The 15,597-nt window shown below is 61.0% G+C and carries 27 protein-coding genes; 16 read left to right on the top strand and 11 right to left on the bottom strand.

The annotated features are described in order from the left end of the window. Nucleotides 1–49: 49 nt before the first annotated feature. From C2R25_RS20935 to C2R25_RS09250, 3 genes are all read right to left on the bottom strand, one after another. On the bottom strand, nucleotides 50–610 hold the full coding sequence (locus C2R25_RS20935; protein WP_233203875.1) for a hypothetical protein: 561 nt from the start codon (nucleotides 608–610) through the stop codon (nucleotides 50–52). Nucleotides 611–732: 122 nt separating this feature from the next. Continuing rightward, the gene (locus C2R25_RS09255; protein ID WP_103728918.1) at nucleotides 733–930 is read right to left on the bottom strand and encodes a hypothetical protein; all 198 of its coding nucleotides are present in this window, start codon (nucleotides 928–930) and stop codon (nucleotides 733–735) included. Between the two features lie 14 nt (nucleotides 931–944). Continuing rightward, nucleotides 945–1,304: an HNH endonuclease gene (locus C2R25_RS09250; RefSeq protein ID WP_103728917.1), complete on the bottom strand. Its 360-nt coding sequence runs from the start codon at nucleotides 1,302–1,304 to the stop codon at nucleotides 945–947. Between the two features lie 476 nt (nucleotides 1,305–1,780). On the opposite strand from C2R25_RS09250, the gene C2R25_RS09245 reads away from it, so the two are divergent. Further along, nucleotides 1,781–2,029: a type II toxin-antitoxin system RelE/ParE family toxin gene (locus C2R25_RS09245; RefSeq protein WP_103728916.1), complete on the top strand. Its 249-nt coding sequence runs from the start codon at nucleotides 1,781–1,783 to the stop codon at nucleotides 2,027–2,029. An 11-nt stretch (nucleotides 2,030–2,040) separates the two neighbouring features. After that, nucleotides 2,041–2,382 (top strand): helix-turn-helix domain-containing protein, encoded by a 342-nt coding sequence (locus C2R25_RS09240; RefSeq protein ID WP_103728944.1) that lies wholly within the window; start codon nucleotides 2,041–2,043, stop codon nucleotides 2,380–2,382. Here the strand turns inward: C2R25_RS09240 and C2R25_RS09235 are convergent. From C2R25_RS09235 to C2R25_RS09210, 7 genes are all read right to left on the bottom strand, one after another. Continuing rightward, a complete protein-coding gene (locus tag C2R25_RS09235; RefSeq protein WP_103728915.1) occupies nucleotides 2,375–3,049 on the bottom strand; it encodes a hypothetical protein in 675 nt (224 codons plus the stop codon). The two genes, C2R25_RS09240 and C2R25_RS09235, sit on opposite strands and share 8 nt — an antisense overlap. Beyond that, complete coding sequence (locus C2R25_RS20380; protein ID WP_158250634.1) at nucleotides 3,036–3,203, bottom strand: hypothetical protein; 168 nt, start codon at nucleotides 3,201–3,203, stop codon at nucleotides 3,036–3,038. Before C2R25_RS20380 ends, C2R25_RS09235 begins: the two co-directional genes overlap by 14 nt. Then, on the bottom strand, nucleotides 3,200–3,565 hold the full coding sequence (locus C2R25_RS09230; RefSeq protein ID WP_103728914.1) for a hypothetical protein: 366 nt from the start codon (nucleotides 3,563–3,565) through the stop codon (nucleotides 3,200–3,202). The genes C2R25_RS20380 and C2R25_RS09230 overlap by 4 nt, the downstream gene beginning before the upstream one ends. Then, nucleotides 3,562–3,948, bottom strand: coding sequence for a hypothetical protein (locus C2R25_RS09225; RefSeq protein WP_146049637.1), 387 nt, complete (start codon nucleotides 3,946–3,948; stop codon nucleotides 3,562–3,564). The genes C2R25_RS09230 and C2R25_RS09225 overlap by 4 nt, the downstream gene beginning before the upstream one ends. A 115-nt stretch (nucleotides 3,949–4,063) precedes the next feature. Then, the gene (locus C2R25_RS09220; protein ID WP_103728912.1) at nucleotides 4,064–4,975 is read right to left on the bottom strand and encodes a hypothetical protein; all 912 of its coding nucleotides are present in this window, start codon (nucleotides 4,973–4,975) and stop codon (nucleotides 4,064–4,066) included. After that, nucleotides 4,975–6,372, bottom strand: coding sequence for a DnaB-like helicase C-terminal domain-containing protein (locus C2R25_RS09215; protein WP_103728911.1), 1,398 nt, complete (start codon nucleotides 6,370–6,372; stop codon nucleotides 4,975–4,977). Before C2R25_RS09215 ends, C2R25_RS09220 begins: the two co-directional genes overlap by 1 nt. 1 nt (nucleotide 6,373) lies before the next feature. Beyond that, a complete protein-coding gene (locus tag C2R25_RS09210; protein ID WP_103728910.1) occupies nucleotides 6,374–6,574 on the bottom strand; it encodes a helix-turn-helix transcriptional regulator in 201 nt (66 codons plus the stop codon). A 114-nt stretch (nucleotides 6,575–6,688) separates the two neighbouring features. Between C2R25_RS09210 and C2R25_RS09205 the strand changes: the two genes are divergently transcribed. The 14 genes from C2R25_RS09205 to C2R25_RS09150 all read left to right on the top strand — a co-directional run bounded on the left by C2R25_RS09205 (nucleotide 6,689) and on the right by C2R25_RS09150 (nucleotide 13,981). After that, nucleotides 6,689–7,297, top strand: a complete 609-nt coding sequence (locus tag C2R25_RS09205) for a LexA family transcriptional regulator (RefSeq protein WP_103728909.1) — start codon at nucleotides 6,689–6,691, stop codon at nucleotides 7,295–7,297. Between the two features lie 186 nt (nucleotides 7,298–7,483). Next, a complete protein-coding gene (locus C2R25_RS09200; RefSeq protein WP_103728908.1) occupies nucleotides 7,484–8,173 on the top strand; it encodes a hypothetical protein in 690 nt (229 codons plus the stop codon). 3 nt (nucleotides 8,174–8,176) lie between these two features. Continuing rightward, nucleotides 8,177–8,917, top strand: coding sequence for a hypothetical protein (locus C2R25_RS09195; RefSeq protein WP_103728907.1), 741 nt, complete (start codon nucleotides 8,177–8,179; stop codon nucleotides 8,915–8,917). Beyond that, nucleotides 8,914–9,603 (top strand): hypothetical protein, encoded by a 690-nt coding sequence (locus C2R25_RS09190; RefSeq protein ID WP_103728906.1) that lies wholly within the window; start codon nucleotides 8,914–8,916, stop codon nucleotides 9,601–9,603. Before C2R25_RS09195 ends, C2R25_RS09190 begins: the two co-directional genes overlap by 4 nt. Then, nucleotides 9,600–9,932 carry a hypothetical protein gene (locus tag C2R25_RS09185; protein WP_103728905.1) on the top strand — a complete coding sequence of 111 codons (333 nt, stop codon included), beginning with the start codon at nucleotides 9,600–9,602 and terminating at the stop codon, nucleotides 9,930–9,932. Before C2R25_RS09190 ends, C2R25_RS09185 begins: the two co-directional genes overlap by 4 nt. Further along, nucleotides 9,929–11,290, top strand: coding sequence for a DUF6551 family protein (locus tag C2R25_RS09180; RefSeq protein WP_233203873.1), 1,362 nt, complete (start codon nucleotides 9,929–9,931; stop codon nucleotides 11,288–11,290). Before C2R25_RS09185 ends, C2R25_RS09180 begins: the two co-directional genes overlap by 4 nt. Further along, nucleotides 11,287–11,514 carry a hypothetical protein gene (locus C2R25_RS20190; RefSeq protein WP_146049636.1) on the top strand — a complete coding sequence of 76 codons (228 nt, stop codon included), beginning with the start codon at nucleotides 11,287–11,289 and terminating at the stop codon, nucleotides 11,512–11,514. Before C2R25_RS09180 ends, C2R25_RS20190 begins: the two co-directional genes overlap by 4 nt. Next, nucleotides 11,511–11,639, top strand: a complete 129-nt coding sequence (locus C2R25_RS21155; protein ID WP_255400455.1) for a hypothetical protein — start codon at nucleotides 11,511–11,513, stop codon at nucleotides 11,637–11,639. Before C2R25_RS20190 ends, C2R25_RS21155 begins: the two co-directional genes overlap by 4 nt. Continuing rightward, nucleotides 11,636–12,103 carry a hypothetical protein gene (locus tag C2R25_RS09170; RefSeq protein ID WP_103728903.1) on the top strand — a complete coding sequence of 156 codons (468 nt, stop codon included), beginning with the start codon at nucleotides 11,636–11,638 and terminating at the stop codon, nucleotides 12,101–12,103. The genes C2R25_RS21155 and C2R25_RS09170 overlap by 4 nt, the downstream gene beginning before the upstream one ends. Nucleotides 12,104–12,123: 20 nt before the next feature. Beyond that, nucleotides 12,124–12,447, top strand: a complete 324-nt coding sequence (locus tag C2R25_RS20185; RefSeq protein ID WP_146049635.1) for a hypothetical protein — start codon at nucleotides 12,124–12,126, stop codon at nucleotides 12,445–12,447. A 27-nt stretch (nucleotides 12,448–12,474) separates the two neighbouring features. Then, nucleotides 12,475–12,675 carry an AlpA family transcriptional regulator gene (locus C2R25_RS09165; protein ID WP_103728902.1) on the top strand — a complete coding sequence of 67 codons (201 nt, stop codon included), beginning with the start codon at nucleotides 12,475–12,477 and terminating at the stop codon, nucleotides 12,673–12,675. Continuing rightward, a complete protein-coding gene (locus C2R25_RS20180) occupies nucleotides 12,672–13,133 on the top strand; it encodes a hypothetical protein (protein ID WP_146049634.1) in 462 nt (153 codons plus the stop codon). The genes C2R25_RS09165 and C2R25_RS20180 overlap by 4 nt, the downstream gene beginning before the upstream one ends. After that, on the top strand, nucleotides 13,130–13,447 hold the full coding sequence (locus tag C2R25_RS09155; RefSeq protein ID WP_103728900.1) for a hypothetical protein: 318 nt from the start codon (nucleotides 13,130–13,132) through the stop codon (nucleotides 13,445–13,447). Before C2R25_RS20180 ends, C2R25_RS09155 begins: the two co-directional genes overlap by 4 nt. Nucleotides 13,448–13,681: 234 nt before the next feature. Continuing rightward, nucleotides 13,682–13,981 carry a hypothetical protein gene (locus C2R25_RS09150; protein WP_103728899.1) on the top strand — a complete coding sequence of 100 codons (300 nt, stop codon included), beginning with the start codon at nucleotides 13,682–13,684 and terminating at the stop codon, nucleotides 13,979–13,981. Here C2R25_RS09150 and C2R25_RS09145 read toward each other — a convergent pair. Then, nucleotides 13,978–15,468, bottom strand: a complete 1,491-nt coding sequence (locus C2R25_RS09145; protein WP_233203871.1) for an integrase arm-type DNA-binding domain-containing protein — start codon at nucleotides 15,466–15,468, stop codon at nucleotides 13,978–13,980. The genes C2R25_RS09150 and C2R25_RS09145 overlap by 4 nt on opposite strands. Between the last annotated feature and the right edge of the window lie 129 nt (nucleotides 15,469–15,597).

The following is a 15,597-nucleotide window of genomic DNA, read 5'->3' as shown; positions in this document are numbered from 1 at the left end:
CGCGGATCCGGCGCTTCCAATCAAGGCACGCCGTGGACCAGGTAACCACTTACTTGACGGCTTTCAGCGTTGGAGGGCCAAGCGCAGCGAAGCGAGCACCGCCTCCGACCGCCCTCGCTTTCTCCTGCTGCGCCGCTTTCTTGCCCTGGGGCGCCGATGCTTCGTTCAACGTCTTCAGTGCGAGCGCCAGTGTCTTCATCGTGTTCGCGCGGCTGGGCAGGCTCAGCGCCTTCATCATCGCATCGCGCCTGGCGTCATCGACGTCGTCTTCCGTCGCCGAGATGATCAGGTCTTCAAGCTCCCCGCGGCGGCTGGTGACCACGTCGAGCTCGTCGAGCATGCGGCCAACCAGACTGCGGCCGTCATCCGCGATCGATCCGGGCTCGCGAGGCTTATCGGGGTCCGAGGCCGGCGGCGGGGGCGGCGCGCGCTCCGGTTCGCGGCGGTTCGCGGTGCGAACCTTGCGTACCCACCCCTCGGCCTTCGCCTTCTTCCTAATAGCCGTGTCTGAAATCTCATGACGATCAGCTATTTCGCGGATCGAGTCTTCGCCAGCCAAGTACTCGACCTCGATACGAGGCCAGTTGATAGTAGTTTTGCGTGCCGCCATCGGGCTTTACCTCCGGCGAAAAGTTCGCACTCTGGGCTTCTCCAGCAGGATTTTTTCTCCGCGTGGGAGCGATACCGGTACAGAGGACCATCCGGCCCCTGAGTTTCAACCCACCCCCCGGGTCAGCGGGCCGTGATCGTCATGCCGTGCTCGATCAACCAGTTGGCTGCCCGCTCGGCTGCTGTGATGCGCCCGTCGACATGCTCCTCGCTCGGCCTGTCTTTGATGAGGCCGGTCGAGATGCCAATGACAGCGATCGTCGTTGCCGGACCTAACCACCAGCGCGTGCGCACATGTAGCGTCACATCGATCCTTGCCATCGCGACCTCCTAACTCAGCGGAATGCGCCGCGCTCCTCGCGCTGCTTCAGGCGGTCATGACAGGGCTTGCACAGGGTCCAGAGATTGCTCTCATCCCAGAACAGCGCCTCATCGCCTCGGTGCGGTGTCCTGTGGTCCGCCACCAGCTGCGACGTGTTGCCTTCCAGGCGCCCGCATCCGGGCCACTGGCAGGTGAACATGTCGCGGGCGAAGATGGCGAGGCGCAGGGCCTTCCATCGTGCCGTGTTGTACCACTTGCGCCATGGCGAGTAGACGTTGCGTTGCGCGCTCTCGCTGCGCTCAACCGGCGGTAGCGCTCCGAGGCCTGGCTTCAATGTGGAGAGACGGCCGCCCAATGCTTTGAGCTTTGCCATGAAGCACCTGTATTCTGGAGCGGCAAGTCAGGACCGAACCGACACCACCAGCGTGGAAGCCTAAGGCCCTTCCGTTGGACGATAGCCGCTCGGTTATGCTAATTGCGCCGGATGGACAGCATACCCAGCACGAAATGCCTGCAATGCGGCGAGAACAAGCCAGACATTGGAACAGACCCGACCTGGGTAATCTGTGGTGCCTGCGGTACTCAAATGATCTCGAAGGAAATGTGGAACCAGTCCAGCAACGACACTCTGCGACAGAAGACGGAGATCAAGTCAGAGCTGGACGACTTCCTTTCGTCCCGTAGAACCCGATAGGAAAAGCAACGCCCGCTCACCTTCCGGCTGCGGGCGCGTTGATTTCCAACCATATCAAGTTGCACTCATTTCGTGCCCAATGCAAGCCCCATCTTTTTGTCACTCTAGGTAACATTATGCTTGACCATGCTGTTACCTAGAGTTACATAAAGCGCATGAAGCCGATCCAGTACGCCCGCACCGCTCTTAAGACGCTCCGCTCGATGCCTGCGCCGACAGCCAAGCGGATCGTCACGAAGGTTGAGGCCTATGCTGCGGACCCGGCGTCGCAGGCGAACAATGTTAAGGCACTCAAGGGCAGTGACGACATCCGCCTTCGGGTCGGCGATTGGCGCGTGATCATGAACGATGGCGTCGTTCTGACGGTTACGAAGATCGGCTCTCGCGGCAGCGTGTATGAGTGATGGAGGCCCACATGGGTGAGATGGTTACAATCCCGATTGAAGAATACACTGCCTTGCAGGAGGCCAAGGAAGACCTTGCCGACATCGTCGCATCCGAACGGGTGAAGGCAGCGGTTGCTCGCGGGGATGATGAATACGTCCCCGCCGCTCTGGTCAAGCGTATCCTTGACGGCGAAAGCCCGGTGCGCGTGTGGCGTGAGCATCGCGGACTGACACAGGTCGCGCTCTCCGATGCCTCCGGCGTGAACCGTGGCATGATCGCGCAGATTGAGGGCGGCACCAAAGCTGGGTCAGTGCAGACGTTGAAGGCCCTGGCTGATAGCCTCGGCGTGACGGTAGACGATCTCATCTGACGCCAGATCGCCGGGCCCACATTGGCTCGGTAGCCTTCATCAGCAGCTCGAGCCCTTGGAAAAACTCGTCCCGGATGATCTGTCGGTGAGTACCAGACTTGGGCACCAGCTTGACGACGGTGCGAGGCTTCCGCTTGCCTTTGCCGATATCGATCCAATCCACCTCTCGGCTTCCGAAACGCTTCATGGCTGCCTCAGAAAAGGTCAAGTCCATGAGCGCAACGTCGCGCATGGTGTGCAGCAGCATCCCCAACTGCCCCTCGATGGCGCGCAGTCTTGCGGCGCCGAACGCCCTCGCCTCTATCGCGCCGAATGCGCTATCGAAACCGCCAGCGCCGCGCGGTCGAACATCTAGACCGCTCTTGAGGATTGATCTCTCGCTTTCGTCAAACGCAGCACGATAGCACCGCAGGGCCTTCAGCTGCTCGGTCCCCAGCCCCTCTATCGTCTCGAAGCGCGGACGCTTGCGATACGCCTTACCGATCGTGACCCGGCCTTTGCCTGTCACGTCCACGATGTCTTCCTCCACGTAATGTGCATGGGCCTGCTGCTCGATGGTCGGCCCTGCCCCAGCCGCCTTCTTCGGCCGGGAAGCTGATTGCTGCGCCTTGTCGGTGCGGGCCCGGGTCTGGGCGGCGATAGCGGCGATGGTGTCAGTCTTGGGCATTGGCATTATCCAGGTCTCGCGCAAGCCGGCGCAGTTGATGTTCGATCTCAGAGCGGTTTTCGAAGAAGCGTTGGGGGTTGTTCCAGTCTGGACGTAAGCGGCCGACCTCCCAGGCGAGGTCCCGCAGGATCGCACCGAGGAGCGTGGCCTTCATTCCTTCGGCGGCCAGACGAAGATTTCGAATTGATCGGTGAGTGTCGACGTCGGGAGCCCTAGGGCGCGCAAGCGGCTGTTCTCTCCATGGAGACGGGACACTGCCGTCTCGGCTCGAGGCGCGTCGGCCCATGGACTGATGTCGGTGGTTGTGCCGTAGCGCCACTCGTGAAGGTCCAAAGGGAGCGCCGCCGGCTCGCCCCGGGCGATGGTAGCGCCCTGCTGGAACCCGCGACGATAGGAGCGCTCGGCAGCACGAGCCATCAGACGGGTCAACTCAAGAAGGTCGTCTTTTGGGAGTTCCTTAAGGAAGGCCAAGTCGAGGTCTGTGGTGATATCGTAGGAGGTACGTTGATTGGTCATCGCGGATCTCCAGCAGTGGCACGGGCGTGTGCGGCCTCATCCTGGCGACGGCGCGCCCTTTCAGCGGTGGCGACAGGATCGGAAAGCGCGGCCTCCATGCGTTGCAGCCGCTCGATCTGCTGCGTACGTTCGGCGAGCAGCGGTTCTGCGGCCCTCCGGATTTCACCTACGGAAGGCATGAAGCCGTGTGACGCGGACCGAATCGCTTGATCGATTGAGAATGCCAAGAGGTCGTGAGGCAAGTCGATGAGCAGCCGCGTCATCTCATCGTTCCAAACTGTGAACGCTCGATCATCGACTTCTCGGGTCGGGTTAAAAAGCACGAAGAATGACGCCAAACGCTGCGCAAGCCAGCTTCGTCGCGCCGGGAGGTTGGCCGCCACGAGGTCCGAGCAGATTTCAGACACGCGATGCTCAAGCCCAACATGGTGCAGCGCGTCGAGCGCGCGTTCTGGCCTCCAGGCAGGACCGCCGTCGAAGATGAATTCCGTGGGCGTATCAGTCAGCGCCGCGGCTACCGTGGGCGGCAAGGATGCCACCAATGGGGCTCCGGGGAATGCGACCTCCGCCCCGATGGACGGCACCGTGATGTGTTTGTCCGTCATGGTCGTAGTTTCCTTCAAGAATTTTCGTGAGGTTCTTGGGCTCGAGCAGCCAATCCAGCTCAGCCTTCCAGTCGGTCTTGTCGCCCCGTAGCAGTGGCGAGCCCTCGACGGACTTCAAGCAACGGTCCCAAGCAGGCAGGCCGCCGATCTCCTTCAGCCGCTTCGTGAGCTTGACGCGCCGCGGTGGCGTTAAGGCCAGCGCTCGCGTATTCGGCCGAATGCGAGAACGAAGGCTCTGCCAACGGTCAAAGGCAATATCGGCATCATCCGGTTGTTCGAGCACCGCAGGCAGGAACTCAGGTGGCGGCTCCGTCGCAGGTCGGTCAGCATCGCTGATCGACGAGACCGAAGGTCTCTCTTCCTTCCTCCCTTCCTCCCTTCCTCCCTTCTGCGGAGCGATTTCCCCACCAGTTCCGAACTGATTCCCCACCGGTTCGGAAATCTGATCATTTGAGGCGCTTCCGCTTCCACACCAGGTGCGAACTTGGGGTGTGTCAGGGCAGAAGAATGAAGGCTTTTTAGGACGTTGAAACTTGCAGAAGTTCCGAACCGCTCCGTAACTCGCGCCGTCCACCTCGTACTTAAGGATGCACTGGTTCTCGACCAGTTCGGCCATTATCGCGTCCATATCGACATTGTCGGCGGGCAGTACGCGCATTTTAAGGCGCAACGGCCTCCACTCAAAGCGCCCGCCATCGTCGCACTCGTTCCACAAGCCGATGAATAGCAAGCGAGCTATCGGCGAGAGGCATACGAAGTTCTCGTCGGTCCAAAGGCCGGGATGGACAGATCTGATGCGGGACATCAGAATCCCTCCTGCCGGTAGAAGTCGCTGTTGCGCACGGCTTGATTGCGCCCGAAGAACCAAGGCTTACGTTTGCACAGGGCTCCCTGCCGGTTCTTCGCGGAGTAAATCTCCATCTTGTCCTTGGCCGCGCGCATATCTTCCTCCCACTTCGGCCGGCGTTTTGCGTCGGTAGGGTCGGGTTCGCTGCGCTCGAGGTAGTACTGGTCGCGGTAAACGAAGATGACGATATCAGCGTCCTGCTCGAGTGTGCCGCTGTCGCGAAGGTCGGACAGTTGCGGGTGCTTGTCCTCGCGCTGTTCAACGCCTCGGCTGAGCTGAGACAAGACAATGATCGGGATGCGATTACTGCGAGCGGCTTGCTTGATCGACTGGCTGATCAGGGACACTTCCTGCTCACGGTTAACACGCCCGGGAGGCGGATCAATCAACCCCAGATAGTCGATGATCACCAGTTCCAGCTTGTGACCTCGCCGCTCGAATTGTCGCGCTTGCTGGCGAATGACGAGGTTAATCTGATCGGCGCCAAACTTCTCGGGGTCGATAATGACCAGCGGCCAGTCTGCCACCTCATTCTCGATACCGCGCAGAAGCGCCTTGTCCCGCGCATTCAGGGTGCCTTCGCGGATCTCCTGCATACCGCCCTCGCCTCCCGCTTCGGCCAGCAGGTCTGCTTGGATCCGGGGCATCAACTCGACGATATCCATTTCGCGGCTGACGTAGAGGACTCCGTGGCCCGCTTGAGCCGCGCGACGCGCTACACTGAGGGTCATTGCAGTTTTGCCCATGCTGGGGCGTCCGCCGACAAGTATGTAGGTGCCTGGGCGCATTCCCCTGGTCACGTCGTCCCAATCCTGCAGACCGTTGAGCCGAACGCCGGCAGCAATAGTGCCGTTCTGGATGTCATCGATGCGGTCGTTCGCAGCGCGGAAAGCTTCGCCCAACGTGTAGGTACGGGAATTCATTCCCGGAGTCGCTTCGAGCGGAACCTCGCCTTGAGCCGCAACAGCATCAATCGGCATCGAGAGGTCGCCGCAGGCACCTGCCGCTGATGTGAAGCGGGCCTGCATCCTCCGGCGCACAGCGAGGTCAGCGATCTGCTCTGCTAGTTCACGAGGTGCAATAAGCCCCTGACCGTCAGCTGTGAGCCGCGCCAGATATCGCACACCTCCCAACCGCTTCATCCCTTCGTCATCATCGAACCGGGGCTTCAACAAAACAGGGGTGACGGGCTTCCCGGCACCATGGCATTCAACGATCGCGGCATACAGGCGCTCGTGCACGGGCTCATAGAAGTCGGCGGCTTGAAGGCGCTCGACCACGAGATCTATGATGCCAGGATCACCCTGCATCAGGGCGCCTAGCAAGGCCGCTTCAGCCTCGACGTTCCCCAACATATCAATCGCCCCCGGCGGCGAAGAAGTCGTTCGGCTGAACCTTGCCTTCTGTGGCACGACCTATCGCTGCCATAAGATGCGGTCGGGGAACCCGCTTGCGAGCGACATACTTCGCGATCACGCCCGCATTGGCCGCACCGATACGCTTGGCGAATTCGTCGTAGGTCAAGCCCGCCTCGACGAGATAATCCTTTAGCTGCATTTCCCGATCATATGTCCAATCAGGACATGCCGCAATGGAGTCTTTTGTCCATTTTGTGCACTTTTTCTTAATATCCGAAACGGATAAAAGAGCGCATCTGATAAGGGAAATTTGATGTCCAACCTGAGCGAAGCTATCCCAAACCGTGTGCGTGCGCTGCGAGCCGAGCGCGGTTGGTCGCTGGCGGAGTTGGCTGAACGGGCTGGCACCACTGCGTCGCAGATTATGAAGCTGGAGAAATCACAGCGCCGCCTTGATCTCAACTGGATCGAGCGCCTTGCCTGCGCTTTCGAAATCTCCAGCACCGAATTAATGAGTGGCCAGGAAGAAAATCTTCCTACGAACCCATTCCTGATCCCGCTTGTGGGCGAGATAGCTGCCGGCAACTGGCGCGAGGCAATTCAGCATCACGAGCACATGATCTTCCCGCCCGTCGAAGGTCTGAGCAAGGCGGCCTTTGCACTTCGCACTAGGGGCGACAGCATGGATCGCATCATTCCTGATGGGGGATACGTTGTAATTGATCCAGGTGAAGCGGATCTCCGCGAAGGCAAGGTTTACGCGGTGATGAACTCCGAAGGGGAAACGACGATCAAGATGTTCCGTTCGGACCCGGCCCGGTTAGAGCCTTGCTCCAGCAACCCGGACCACCAGCCGATCAGCCTTGGCCGCGAGCAATTCACTGTGATCGGAATGGCAAAGGGCGCATTTGTCCCGCTGTAGCCAATTTCCAATGTGGACATAAACTGCATTGACAGAATTTCCGGATTGGACATACCTTAAGGGCATCGGAGACGATCGCCCTCGGGCCGCTGACCCTCCGCTTCGTAGGTAGGGAAACGCGCTCGGCCGCCGGTTACTCGGGCCAGCCTCCGCCAACCTCCTGCGAAACAATTGCAGGAGATCTAGATGGCCCGCCATCCAACCTTTGAGCGATTTCGCTCGCCTATTTTCCGCGGCGCCGACTTCAGCGTCTCGATCACGTCGCCGCAGGATATTGTCGACGACCTGATGGAGCGCGGAGAGGAGAGCTACGACCTCCTCACGCACGTAGTCGACATCGTTTCCGATCAAATTCTTCAACCGGCCATGGACCGGGGCGAAAAGGCTATTAGTGCCGCCGAGACGGTGATGACCCTCGTCCGATCAGTTCGCCGCCAAGTCGAAGTTGCAGGCGGCGCGCTGGACGCGGTTTACTCGGCACTGCCGCGCAACCCCAAGTTCGCGAAGCCGGCGGAAGGCGCCAGCGCTCCGACCCTTGAGCGCCGTGCCCGTGAAGACACGACAGTCCTCCGCGAGGCAGTCCGACTTCTCCGGGCGCGCGACGCTTGGCGCAAGGCCGTGAAGGCCTGGCGCGATGCGGACGCGGTCGATCTGAAGCTCCTTCCTGAGGACAAGCAAGACGCAGCGCTCACGGCCACCTGGGAGGCCTTAAACGCTCTTGTAGGCACCCGCGCACCAGACCTCGCCGCCTTCGCGGAGAAGATGCGGATCATCCAAGAAACCGAAACGGTAGTCGCGAACGGCTACTACGACGACCTCTTGTCTGACGTTGAAGCCCTTCGCAGCGCTCCCGCACTTCCCGTCATGGAGGTCTGAGCCATGACCTTCCAACTCAAGGTCCATGAGGCAGCAACAGGCGATGCCGCGCGCGTTGCCTACCACCTCCCCGCGTTGCCCCACGGCGTCAGCCGCGTACTTTACGAGCACATTGAGGCCTACACAAAGGCGGTTCGCAATGGCCCCGATGAGTCTGAAGATGTCACTTTTGCAGCGCTGAAAGCGCATCAAGCCACGGGCCTCCCGGACGTGATCGCGAAGGTCGTCTACCAGCTTCACTTCGAGCATCGTGGCCTCAGCGACGACGGCGAGCTCATCATCACCGAAAGCTCAGACGCTGACTCAGCCGCCATAGAGCTGGCGATAACGGTCCTCGGAGAACTGTACTCTCAGGTGCCGCGCGATTGGGACGCGGCGATGCGCGAATATCGCGCCACGCTGCTGGCCGAGCACGACTTCGACAAGCGCGTGTGGACGCCTGGTTACGAATCAGGGGCTGCCGGTGGGAAGGGAAATTCTCCCGAGGTTGAGGCAGAAATTGAGCGTTTGATGGACGTCCGCGGCGCCGCTGAGAGCACGCTGCTGGACATACCGTCTGAGACGCTTGAGCAGTTCGCCACCAAGTACCTGATCTGCTTCGACTGCGATCGAGACATGAACTCCTACGAGGACATGCTCCTCGCCGAGGCCAAGCGTCTTATCGGCATCCCGGACGACCCCGCCCGCAACTACGTCGAAGCCCTGCTCGCCGTCACCGAACAACGCAACGAGAAGGATGCATGATCATGCGCATTTCTCAGCCGGATCTCACCGCCAATAATCTCAGCCCCGCCATGTCTTTCACCTTCGCCGTCTGGCGCGCAGCGTGGCTCGCGCAGTGCGACTATGACGTGTCGGACGCTTACACCGACGAGCGGGGTCAAGTCATTTCCGATGCTGCCGACGATGCGCTGCTGGCGATTTTCAGGGTTCCTTGCAAAACCGCCGGTGACTTTCTGGTCAAGGGTTATGCGAACCTACTTTGGCATACACACCACACCTTTACCCGCGAAGCTCGGAGCGAGGGGACGGGGAGCTGGTTCGACGTCAACTTGCTCCAGATCGACAGCGATAGCACCGTAACAGACACCTACTATCGTTCCTTCTATCACGATCTGGACCTCACCGATCTCGGCGCCTGTCTACTCGCCCTCGGTCGTGTCGACTTTGATGCGGCGGCATGGATCAGCCGGGCCGAAGTGATCGGGATGAGCGTCACGCTCATGATCAAGCCCAACGGTCACCGAGGCTTGGCCTTCGGTATGATCGACAGCGACGACGAGCGACTGCAGCGCGAGCAAGCCCGATTGCAGCGCATACTCGCCACTGATCACCGGAAGCGGTGGGCCGAGGTCACAGATTTCATTGCAGTCAACCGTCCGGACCTGATCTGCCAACAGGGCCAGTCTGCCCAGGCGGTGCCGGCATGACGTTCCAACCGATCAATATTCCCGCCGTCCCTCCCGGCGGGAAGGCCAGCAACGGCGGGGTACAATGCCCCCCGGCTCCGCCGTTGCTGGCTGAATCCTGGCTGCTGGCCTGGGGCCGGATCGGTGGCGCCGTGACAGTAGGCGCAGACAGCTCGCTCCAGCCCTGGTTCCATCCGGAGATCGGCTGCGAAGACGAGGAGTGCGCCACAGTTCTCCTTGCCGAACTGCTCGACACGCCCGGGCTGCCAGCCGCCGTGCGGATCGTGATTGCCACCGGTGTTCGGCAGAAGGCTCGCCGGCATCGGCCCTGGCGCAGGAGGGCTGCATGAGCGGCGCACAACCGACAGTAGTTTCATGGCTCAACAAGGGCCGGAACGACATTGCCGAATGGATCAAACCGAAGATGGTAGGTCGCCGCGACGCAAACGGCACCTTCATGATCCACACTCGGGTCGGCGAGGATAAGGTTCAGGCTCGAGTTCTTATCGGCCACATTGTGATCGACCGAAAGGGCGTCCTTTACACCTGCCCGCCTGCTGAGGCGCGCGCCTTGCTGACCGAGCTGGATGAGAAGGACAGCCGTGCATATGCATCGCTGCCGAAGACCGTAGGGCATCCACATGCCCGCCGGGCAGAAGCCGACGTGGCGCCCCGCGCAGACGATACGGATGACATTTCCCGGCGCATCCGCGCCCTGGATCCAAAGTCGGCAGAAACACTCAGGAACTCACCTTCAAACCCGCAGAAAACTACGGTTTTCACCCCGGATTCGAAGAGTAAGGAACTCGTTCTCCCCGCGGCGGCTGGGAAACCTGGCAGCACCGCCCAGAAACCGCAGAAATCCACCACTTCTACCCGGCTGGACGACGTGAAGAGCAGCACCCCCAGGAAGTGGCCTGCGGCGAAGGGGAACCCACCTTCTGTCGAGAACCGGAACCCTGCAGAACTGCATCTGGATGACAGCTACCAGCGGTCCACTGACAATGGTGCAAGCAAAGCGCTGATCCGTCGGATTGCAAATGGCTGGGACTGGCGCATGTGCCTGCCGCTCGTAGTGTCCAAGCGGGACGACGGTACGCTCTGGGTAATCGACGGACAGCACCGCTTAGCGGCAGCCAAGCTGCGCGGCGACATCGCCTTTCTGCCGTGCTGCGTTGGCGTCTATGGCAGCGTCGCAGACGAGGCAGCGATGTTCGTCGCCATGAACCGGGCACGTAAGCCGATGAACCGGCTGGACGACTTCCACGCCGCGTTAGCCGGGGGCGAGCCGGAAGCGCTGCAGATCAAACAGCTTGTTACCGACGCAGGCTTCACCGTGTCACGCAAAACCGGCTCACAGAGTTGGGTGCCGGGTGAAGTGGCCTTCACCAGCGCCATCGCCAAGGTGCTGCGTAAACACGGCGGCGAGGTCTGCGCCTCAGCATTGCGGACGATGGCGGAGGCGTTCCCGGGCGAAGTCCTGAACGCAGGCGCCAGCATGTTCACAGCGCTTACCAAGCTCTCCCTCAATCCGCCGGAGGGATACGACCCGGACCGCATGTTTCGCGCACTGCTGACCCGCAGCCAGAAGGAATGGGCAAGTTTCCTCAGCGCCACCAAGGGCGGCGGAGACGACCGAGCGGCCCAACTCAAGGAGGTTTTGCTGATGGCCTACGACGAAGTCCCGGCTTCGGAGGCTGCTGGATGACCGGCCGCGAGAACGAACTGCTCGCCAGTGAGCAGATGCGCGACCGTATCGCCGATTGGCTGGCCGAAGAGGCGGCAGATCGAATCGACCGCGGGAGTTCGGGGCAGAAGGCTCGAAACCTCCTTCTTTTCCTCGAGCGGCGCGTCCGCTCCCTGCCCGGCCGCCTCGCTCAACCCGGCGAACTCGATGCCCTGACCGAACGCCCACGAAGGAACGAACGATGACACAGAGCGCCCTTCTCAGCTTGGCGCTGATCTCGACCGTTTGGCTCGGTTGGATCGGCTGCTCCCTCTCCAGCATCGCAGAAGACATTCGCGCGCTGCGCAAACTTGCAAGGAAAGAACCATGAACACCACGCCGCCGCCGATGGATGGTCGATGGATCCTCGCCTACGATCCCAGCCTCTCTGAGTTCAGATCTTCTCGCCCTTGGGTGCTGGCAACCCGCTCCGACGACGGGTTCCACGACGAGGAAGGTAACGCAGTCGAGGTGGCTGGTTGGGAGGATTTGCCCGAGCCAAGGCCGAAGGACACTGGGTGGACGCCACCAAGTGGCACAATCCATATCCGGGAAGTGACAGGCGAAGGCTGGACGAGCAATGGGAAACCTGTGACCGTTAACTGGCGCTGGTCGATCAGCGTTGAAAAGCCGGATGGGTCACACGACCAGTACCGCGACACTGACTTCGCCGTCACCCATGACGAAGCGATGGCCAGGGCGATGAGGCTCCAAGCGAAGATCAGGCTGCCGATCGTCACCGTCCCTTTGAGCGACCGGGTCGCAATCCTTCGCCCGGGGACAACCATCCAGTGAACCAACCCAGGAGCCCCGCGATGAAGCGTACACATACCTGCGGAACCTGCATGCATTTCCGCCCTGGTGCCGCGTCGGACATGACCCTTCCCGCGCCGCTGGACAGCACCGAACTGGTCGGCGTCTGCGAAGCAATGCCCCCTGAAACCATGCCGAGAATGGGCCCACCCGCGCTCATTGGTTTGCAGCCAGCCGTACATGCGTCCCGCTCCTGTGCCGAGTACCTGCCGAACGCCGGTCACGATGGTGATGGCGACGGCGGAGGCGACGACGATGGCGGTGAGCCTGTCCCCGCACCCGCCAGTGTGCACGTGCTGCGCCCCCGAGCAGCCGCGTCCCTCTGAGCCCGCACAGATCCCCAGGAAATCCAGATGAACGCGCCCACCCAGAACGACCGCCTCCTGCGCATGACTGAGGTCATTGAGATGACCGGCCTTAGTAAGGCAATGATCTACCGGCTCATCAGCCAACAGCGTTTTCCCCAGCAGTACAAGCCGGGGGGCTGGTCCAGCCGCTGGAGTGAGGCTGAAATCATCGCTTGGCGCGAATCGCAAAGAAAGGAGAGCCGATGAGTTTTTTTCACGACGCCTATGGTCATGCATATCCGATCTCTCGAATAATGAGCATTGTAGAGAGCTCAGGCAAACAATCGCCTTTTTTCACCGTTGAGCTATCCGACGGAGACAAAGTCGAAATCTACGAGAGCGAGGCTAAGCGGATTAAAAGGTCTGCCGGGAAAGTCATTCCTGCGGCACAAGGCACCTTTGTACTTAGTTTCATGTCTGATGAAGATGGCGGCTTTATTGGACGCGATCCAGTGATCGGCTGGTCGCTTCACAATGGATTCGCCGACCCGATACTTCTCGACGTCGAGTTCGATGGCGTGACAGGTAATATGGCCTACCTGCTTCCGGATGGCAGAATCTACGACTGGGATGGGGCCAGCTGGGATAATGAAGATGAATGGTCCGAGCAGCTGAAGTGGCGGATCGAACACTTTGCAAAGATGAAGCAAAAGGACGCGCAATGACTGACATTGCACTGGCTGATGCTCAGATAATCTGGGACCGTGGCGGCGCAGGAAATCCGCCCGTCAAGGTGGTAGGCGGCGGCGTCAAAGATGATCAACGCTACAGTGGGTCGTGGGGGTCGTGCAATCAGGACTTCAACGAAGCTGATGACGACGGCAAGCTGCGCATGCTGCTCACGCAGAGCATTTACCTCACGCTGGTTGAATCAATCGACCCGACCATCGTCCACGACGCATTCATGGTCATACCCGAGTACCGCGTTGCGCTGCGACGTCTGGGTGTGATCCCGCTGGACGAGGAAACCGAGTGTTGAGCGGTGGGCACTGAACAGGAAGCTATCAGCAGGGGGCGAGGCAAATGGTCCCAGCCCGGTGTCCCTCACCGGGGCTGGGTATGTGTCGATGAGTACGACACCTTCGAGCACCTCGGCGAAGACCACTTCGAAACCTGCGGGATGTGCGAAACGTCTCAAGTTCGGTTCGTCCATGTCATGGAAAACCCGCGTTATCCCGATCGCCTATCATGCGGCTGTGTGTGCGCTGGACACATGGAAGAAAGCGTTTCTAGGGCGATCGAGCGCGATGGTGGCCTTCGCAAAAAGGCAGGTCGCCGAGACGGTTTCCCCAAACGAAAGCGATGGAAGATTTCGGCCAAGGGAACGCCGTACATCAAGGTTGATGGATATCATTTAGTGGTATCTCGACATCATGATGGCAGCTTCGGGGTTGGCGCCACTCCGCCCGGCGGCAACATTATCTGGGGCCGCAAGAACTACCCCTCCATTGAGGAAGCCCAAAAGGGCTGCTTCGACGCTTGGCAGGTGCTCGTAGCGCGGGCAGCTGGCTAGCCCCGCCCCGGCCCCGTCGCCGCGTACCGGATCGGTTGCCCCAGATGGACCTCCGGCGGCCAGAAGTCCGAGGTCAGCAGATCGGCCCACTCCTGCGCCAGCTCACGCCGCCGGTCGAGGTACGAGGCGCGGTTGTAGGCCCCCTCCACCTTGTTGCCCGGCACGTGCGCGAGCATCAGGTCGATGATCGCGCGATCCGGCGAGGCCCCGGTATGGCCGGTGGCCCGCCACTCGCGGTCTGCTCGTTCATTCATGATCGTGGAGAAGGCGGCGCGGAAACCGTGGGGCACGTGCCGGCCGCCATACCCGCCGCGAATCAGAAGCGCGCGGAGCGTGTTCTCCGACATCGGCTTGAAGGGGTTGCGCTCGCTGGGGAAGATCAGCGGGAAATGCCCCGTCAGCTCGCGCGCCGCCGCAAGCACTTCCAGCGCCTGGCGGGACAGCGGTACGATGTGATCGCCGCCTTCTTCGGCCTTCCGGTCCTCATCGCCCTTCATGCGCTCGGCCGGGATCACCCAGCGCGGATCCTTGCCGTCGAGGTCGTGTAGCTCGTCCCAGCGCGCGCCGTGGACCTCGTTGGGCCGAACGGCGGTCAGCGCAATGAACCGGAGGGCAAATTTTGTGGAGGCCCGGCAGCGCTCGGCCTCGCAGTCGACCATCATCTGCCGCACCGCCGCGATCTGGTCTTCCAGAAGACGCTTGCCATCGATGATCGAGGGCTGCTTGCGTGACCGGGGGCGATCCTTGAGGTTGGCGCGAAGGCCCGCCGCCGGGTTCGTCTCGCAGAGACCTGCCCCGATGCCATAGGCGAACACGCCTTCGCATCGCTGCCGCAGGCGCTGGGCCGTCTCGATCGCTCCCCGCTTCTCCACTTTCTGCAGCACCTCAAGCAGCTTTGGCGCTTTGATCGAGGTGATCGGCAGATTGCCGATCTGCGGGAAGATGTCGCGTTCCAAGCTCTGCAGGACGTCAGCGCTGTGGACAGGCGACCAGGGCGCGCGGTGGACAGTCCAGTTCCGAGAGGTCCGATGCGACCACTTGCCTTCGCGCTCGCTGCGATAGGCGTTCAGCTTTTCCAGAGACCAGCCGCTGTTGAGCTCGAACCAGCGCTCCGCAACCACGCGGAAGGTGTTTTCGCTTTCCAGCATCCGGGCTTTCGCCGCGACAACCTTCTCAACGCCGGGATCCTTGCCTTCGGCCAGCAGGGCCTTCGCCTCGTCGCGCTTGGCCCGCGCCTTCACGAGCGTCATCGCCGGATAGGTGCCGAATGTCAGTGTCTTTTGCTGAGGCTTGCCCTTGTCGTTGCGGCCAAAGGTGTAGTTCATTCGCCAGGAGCGCACGCCGGTCGTGCTCACGTTCAGATAGAGCGACCCCGCGTCTGCAATCTTGTAGGCCTTTTCCCTCGGCTTGGCCGCTTTCACCTTCGCGTCGTTCAGCATGATCCCGATACCATGGATCGACAGGCCCAATACCATGTCGAATGCCATGGCATTGAGTTGACGGCAGTAGACAACCCGAGACCATGACCGGCCTAGATGCCATCAAAAACCGCTGAAAATCAAGGGTTCGTAGACTGTTGTGGACCACGGAATACGGGTAAGTGGCGGAGAGGGTGG

It is taken from the genome of Novosphingobium sp. HII-3, from assembly GCF_002916655.1.
GTDB lineage: Bacteria > Pseudomonadota > Alphaproteobacteria > Sphingomonadales > Sphingomonadaceae > Novosphingobium > Novosphingobium panipatense.
Note: the sequence above shows the minus strand (reverse complement) of the source record. Positions and strands in the feature narration are given on the sequence as shown.

Coding starts and splice junctions, on each gene's coding strand:
- C2R25_RS09255 (WP_103728918.1), bottom strand. CDS start 930: ATGGCAAGGATCGATGTGACGCTACATGTGCGCACGCGCTGGTGGTTA.
- C2R25_RS09235 (WP_103728915.1), bottom strand. CDS start 3,049: ATGCCCAAGACTGACACCATCGCCGCTATCGCCGCCCAGACCCGGGCC.
- C2R25_RS09180 (WP_233203873.1), top strand. CDS start 9,929: ATGAGCGGCGCACAACCGACAGTAGTTTCATGGCTCAACAAGGGCCGG.
- C2R25_RS09230 (WP_103728914.1), bottom strand. CDS start 3,565: ATGACCAATCAACGTACCTCCTACGATATCACCACAGACCTCGACTTG.
- C2R25_RS09190 (WP_103728906.1), top strand. CDS start 8,914: ATGATCATGCGCATTTCTCAGCCGGATCTCACCGCCAATAATCTCAGC.
- C2R25_RS09240 (WP_103728944.1), top strand. CDS start 2,041: ATGGGTGAGATGGTTACAATCCCGATTGAAGAATACACTGCCTTGCAG.
- C2R25_RS09150 (WP_103728899.1), top strand. CDS start 13,682: ATGGAAGAAAGCGTTTCTAGGGCGATCGAGCGCGATGGTGGCCTTCGC.
- C2R25_RS09145 (WP_233203871.1), bottom strand. CDS start 15,468: ATGGCATTCGACATGGTATTGGGCCTGTCGATCCATGGTATCGGGATC.
- C2R25_RS09215 (WP_103728911.1), bottom strand. CDS start 6,372: ATGTTGGGGAACGTCGAGGCTGAAGCGGCCTTGCTAGGCGCCCTGATG.
- C2R25_RS20935 (WP_233203875.1), bottom strand. CDS start 610: ATGGCGGCACGCAAAACTACTATCAACTGGCCTCGTATCGAGGTCGAG.
- C2R25_RS09185 (WP_103728905.1), top strand. CDS start 9,600: ATGACGTTCCAACCGATCAATATTCCCGCCGTCCCTCCCGGCGGGAAG.
- C2R25_RS09245 (WP_103728916.1), top strand. CDS start 1,781: ATGAAGCCGATCCAGTACGCCCGCACCGCTCTTAAGACGCTCCGCTCG.
- C2R25_RS09170 (WP_103728903.1), top strand. CDS start 11,636: ATGAACACCACGCCGCCGCCGATGGATGGTCGATGGATCCTCGCCTAC.
- C2R25_RS20180 (WP_146049634.1), top strand. CDS start 12,672: ATGAGTTTTTTTCACGACGCCTATGGTCATGCATATCCGATCTCTCGA.
- C2R25_RS20185 (WP_146049635.1), top strand. CDS start 12,124: ATGAAGCGTACACATACCTGCGGAACCTGCATGCATTTCCGCCCTGGT.
- C2R25_RS09220 (WP_103728912.1), bottom strand. CDS start 4,975: ATGTCCCGCATCAGATCTGTCCATCCCGGCCTTTGGACCGACGAGAAC.
- C2R25_RS21155 (WP_255400455.1), top strand. CDS start 11,511: ATGACACAGAGCGCCCTTCTCAGCTTGGCGCTGATCTCGACCGTTTGG.
- C2R25_RS09195 (WP_103728907.1), top strand. CDS start 8,177: ATGACCTTCCAACTCAAGGTCCATGAGGCAGCAACAGGCGATGCCGCG.
- C2R25_RS09155 (WP_103728900.1), top strand. CDS start 13,130: ATGACTGACATTGCACTGGCTGATGCTCAGATAATCTGGGACCGTGGC.
- C2R25_RS09200 (WP_103728908.1), top strand. CDS start 7,484: ATGGCCCGCCATCCAACCTTTGAGCGATTTCGCTCGCCTATTTTCCGC.
- C2R25_RS20380 (WP_158250634.1), bottom strand. CDS start 3,203: ATGAAGGCCACGCTCCTCGGTGCGATCCTGCGGGACCTCGCCTGGGAG.
- C2R25_RS20190 (WP_146049636.1), top strand. CDS start 11,287: ATGACCGGCCGCGAGAACGAACTGCTCGCCAGTGAGCAGATGCGCGAC.
- C2R25_RS09205 (WP_103728909.1), top strand. CDS start 6,689: ATGTCCAACCTGAGCGAAGCTATCCCAAACCGTGTGCGTGCGCTGCGA.
- C2R25_RS09250 (WP_103728917.1), bottom strand. CDS start 1,304: ATGGCAAAGCTCAAAGCATTGGGCGGCCGTCTCTCCACATTGAAGCCA.
- C2R25_RS09210 (WP_103728910.1), bottom strand. CDS start 6,574: ATGCAGCTAAAGGATTATCTCGTCGAGGCGGGCTTGACCTACGACGAA.
- C2R25_RS09165 (WP_103728902.1), top strand. CDS start 12,475: ATGAACGCGCCCACCCAGAACGACCGCCTCCTGCGCATGACTGAGGTC.